2 rRNA genes (1 of these 2 cut by a window edge) are annotated in these 3887 nt (G+C 53.3%); both read left to right on the forward strand.

Going from position 1 to position 3887, the window contains the following annotated elements:
* Window positions 1-585: ribosomal RNA gene (locus EGV91_RS14830) — 16S ribosomal RNA — on the forward strand (it extends 966 nt beyond the left edge of the window).
* A gap of 215 nt (window positions 586-800) precedes the next feature.
* A 23S ribosomal RNA gene (locus EGV91_RS14835) occupies window positions 801-3736 on the forward strand.
* The 16S and 23S rRNA genes sit together here, the layout of an rRNA operon.
* Window positions 3737-3887: the final 151 nt, after the last annotated feature.

Here is a 3887-nt window from a genome sequence, read left to right on the forward strand (position 1 = left end):
TCGAAGCAACGCGAAGAACCTTACCAGGTCTTGACATCCCGCTGACCGCCTAGGAGACTAGGCTTTCCCTTCGGGGACAGCGGTGACAGGTGGTGCATGGTTGTCGTCAGCTCGTGTCGTGAGATGTTGGGTTAAGTCCCGCAACGAGCGCAACCCTTGATCTTAGTTGCCAGCATTCAGTTGGGCACTCTAAGGTGACTGCCGGTGACAAACCGGAGGAAGGTGGGGATGACGTCAAATCATCATGCCCCTTATGACCTGGGCTACACACGTGCTACAATGGACGGTACAAAGGGCTGCAAACCCGCGAGGGGGAGCCAATCCCAGAAAACCGTTCTCAGTTCGGATTGCAGGCTGCAACTCGCCTGCATGAAGCCGGAATCGCTAGTAATCGTGGATCAGCATGCCACGGTGAATACGTTCCCGGGCCTTGTACACACCGCCCGTCACACCACGAGAGTTTGTAACACCCGAAGTCGGTGAGGTAACCACTTGTGGAGCCAGCCGCCGAAGGTGGGACAGATGATTGGGGTGAAGTCGTAACAAGGTAGCCGTATCGGAAGGTGCGGCTGGATCACCTCCTTTCTAAGGATAATATCGGAATCAGCACCTCCGGGTGCTGGGTTGACGTTTTGCGTTCAGTTTTGAAGGTTCACACCTTTAAAAGCGGAGACGCTTTTTTTGTGGCTTTCAGACTTGTTCTTTGAAAACTGGATATGACGACATTGAAACATATGAAACAAAGCAATTCATGCACACACGGCTGAACTTGATTCAGCCAACTTTCTAAACACCAAATTGGTTAAGTTAGGAAGGGCGCGCGGTGAATGCCTTGGCACTAGGAGCCGAAGAAGGACGGCACTAACACCGATATGCTTCGGGGAGCTGTAAGTGAGCGATGATCCGGAGATTTCCGAATGGGGAAACCCACTGCCTTTAATGGGGCAGTATCCTTGCGTGAATCTATAGCGCATGAGAAGGCAGACCCAGGGAACTGAAACATCTAAGTACCTGGAGGAAGAGAAAGCAAATGCGATTCCCTGAGTAGCGGCGAGCGAAACGGGAACAGCCCAAACCAAGAGGCTTGCCTCTTGGGGTTGTAGGACACTCTATACGGAGTTACAAAAGGATGAGTTAGGCAAAGCGGCCTGGAACGGCCCGCCAAAGAGGGTAACAGCCCCGTCACCGAAAATTCATCCCCTCCAGAGTGGATCCTGAGTACGGCGGAACACGTGAAATTCCGTCGGAATCTGGGAGGACCATCTCCCAAGGCTAAATACTACCTAGTGACCGATAGTGAACCAGTACCGTGAGGGAAAGGTGAAAAGCACCCCGGAAGGGGAGTGAAATAGATCCTGAAACCGCGTGCCTACAAATAGTCAAAGCCCGTTAATGGGTGATGGCGTGCCTTTTGTAGAATGAACCGGCGAGTTACGATTGCATGCAAGGTTAAGCTGAGAAGGCGGAGCCGCAGCGAAAGCGAGTCTGAATAGGGCGCCAGAGTATGCAGTTGTAGACCCGAAACCAGGTGATCTACCCATGTCCAGGGTGAAGGTAAGGTAACACTTACTGGAGGCCCGAACCCACGCACGTTGAAAAGTGCGGGGATGAGGTGTGGGTAGCGGAGAAATTCCAATCGAACCTGGAGATAGCTGGTTCTCTCCGAAATAGCTTTAGGGCTAGCCTCAAGATTGAGAATCCTGGAGGTAGAGCACTGTTTGGACTAGGGGCCCATCCCGGGTTACCGAATTCAGACAAACTCCGAATGCCAGTGATTTATGCTTGGGAGTCAGACTGCGAGTGATAAGATCCGTAGTCAAGAGGGAAACAGCCCAGACCACCAGCTAAGGTCCCCAAATATCCGTTAAGTGGAAAAGGATGTGGCGTTGCTTAGACAACCAGGATGTTGGCTTAGAAGCAGCCATCATTTAAAGAGTGCGTAATAGCTCACTGGTCGAGTGACACTGCGCCGAAAATGTACCGGGGCTAAACGGATTACCGAAGCTGTGGATGGATCCCGTAGGGGATCCGTGGTAGGAGAGCGTTCTAAGGGCGTCGAAGCTGGACCGGAAGGACTGGTGGAGCGCTTAGAAGTGAGAATGCCGGTATGAGTAACGAAAGACGGGTGAGAATCCCGTCCACCGAATGCCTAAGGTTTCCTGAGGAAGGCTCGTCCGCTCAGGGTCAGTCGGGACCTAAGTCGAGGCCGATAGGCGTAGACGATGGACAACAGGTTGATATTCCTGTACCACCTCCCCGCCGTTTGAGCAATGGGGGGACGCAGAAGGATAAGGTGAGCGCGCCGTTGGTTGTGCGCGTCCAAGCAGTGAGGCGGAAAATGAGGCAAATCCCATTTTCATACACGCTGAGCTGTGATGGCAAGGGGCATTGCGCCCTGGAGTCCCTGATTTCACACTGCCAAGAAAAGCCTCTAGCGAGGCGGGAGGTGCCCGTACCGCAAACCGACACAGGTAGGCGAGAAGAGAATTCTAAGGTGAGCGAGTGAACTCTCGTTAAGGAACTCGGCAAAATGACCCCGTAACTTCGGGAGAAGGGGTGCTCTGGTAGGGTGTATAGCCCGAGAGAGCCGCAGTGAATAGGCCCAGGCGACTGTTTAGCAAAAACACAGGTCTCTGCAAAACCGTAAGGTGACGTATAGGGGCTGACGCCTGCCCGGTGCTGGAAGGTTAAGAGGAGTGCTTAGCGCAAGCGAAGGTGCGAATTGAAGCCCCAGTAAACGGCGGCCGTAACTATAACGGTCCTAAGGTAGCGAAATTCCTTGTCGGGTAAGTTCCGACCCGCACGAAAGGCGTAACGATCTGGGCACTGTCTCAACGAGAGACTCGGTGAAATTATAGTACCTGTGAAGATGCAGGTTACCCGCGACAGGACGGAAAGACCCCGTGGAGCTTTACTGTAGCCTGATATTGAATTTTGGTGCAACTTGTACAGGATAGGTAGGAGCCAGAGATCCCGGAGCGCCAGCTTCGGAGGAGGCGTCGGTGGGATACTACCCTGGTTGTATTGAAATTCTAACCCACGCCCCTGATCGGGGCGGGAGACAGTGTCAGGCGGGCAGTTTGACTGGGGCGGTCGCCTCCTAAAGAGTAACGGAGGCGCCCAAAGGTTCCCTCAGAATGGTTGGAAATCATTCGCAGAGTGTAAAGGCAGAAGGGAGCTTGACTGCGAGACGTACAGGTCGAGCAGGGTCGAAAGACGGGCTTAGTGATCCGGTGGTTCCGCATGGAAGGGCCATCGCTCAACGGATAAAAGCTACCCCGGGGATAACAGGCTTATCTCCCCCAAGAGTTCACATCGACGGGGAGGTTTGGCACCTCGATGTCGGCTCATCGCATCCTGGGGCTGTAGTCGGTCCCAAGGGTTGGGCTGTTCGCCCATTAAAGCGGTACGCGAGCTGGGTTCAGAACGTCGTGAGACAGTTCGGTCCCTATCCGTCGCGGGCGCAGGAAATTTGAGAGGAGCTGTCCTTAGTACGAGAGGACCGGGATGGACACACCGCTGGTGTACCAGTTGTTCCGCCAGGGGCATCGCTGGGTAGCTATGTGTGGCCGGGATAAGTGCTGAAAGCATCTAAGCACGAAGCCCCCCTCAAGATGAGATTTCCCATTGCGCAAGCAAGTAAGATCCCTCAAAGACGATGAGGTAGATAGGTTCGGAGTGGAAGCGTGGCGACACGTGCAGCTGACGAATACTAATCGATCGAGGACTTAACCAAAACAACCGGCGCCTGCGCTAAATAAATATATTACAAAAGAGGAAAGCTAAAAATTCAAAATAAAACCTGCGCAGAATGGAATCTGCGCAGGTTTTTGGTTGTTCTTGCTGATTAGTTCGAGACGGGTTTGTTGAATGGGTCGAGGACGTTG

Source organism: Planococcus koreensis, assembly GCF_004761975.1.
In the GTDB taxonomy this organism is placed as follows: Bacteria; Bacillota; Bacilli; order Bacillales_A; family Planococcaceae; genus Planococcus; species Planococcus koreensis.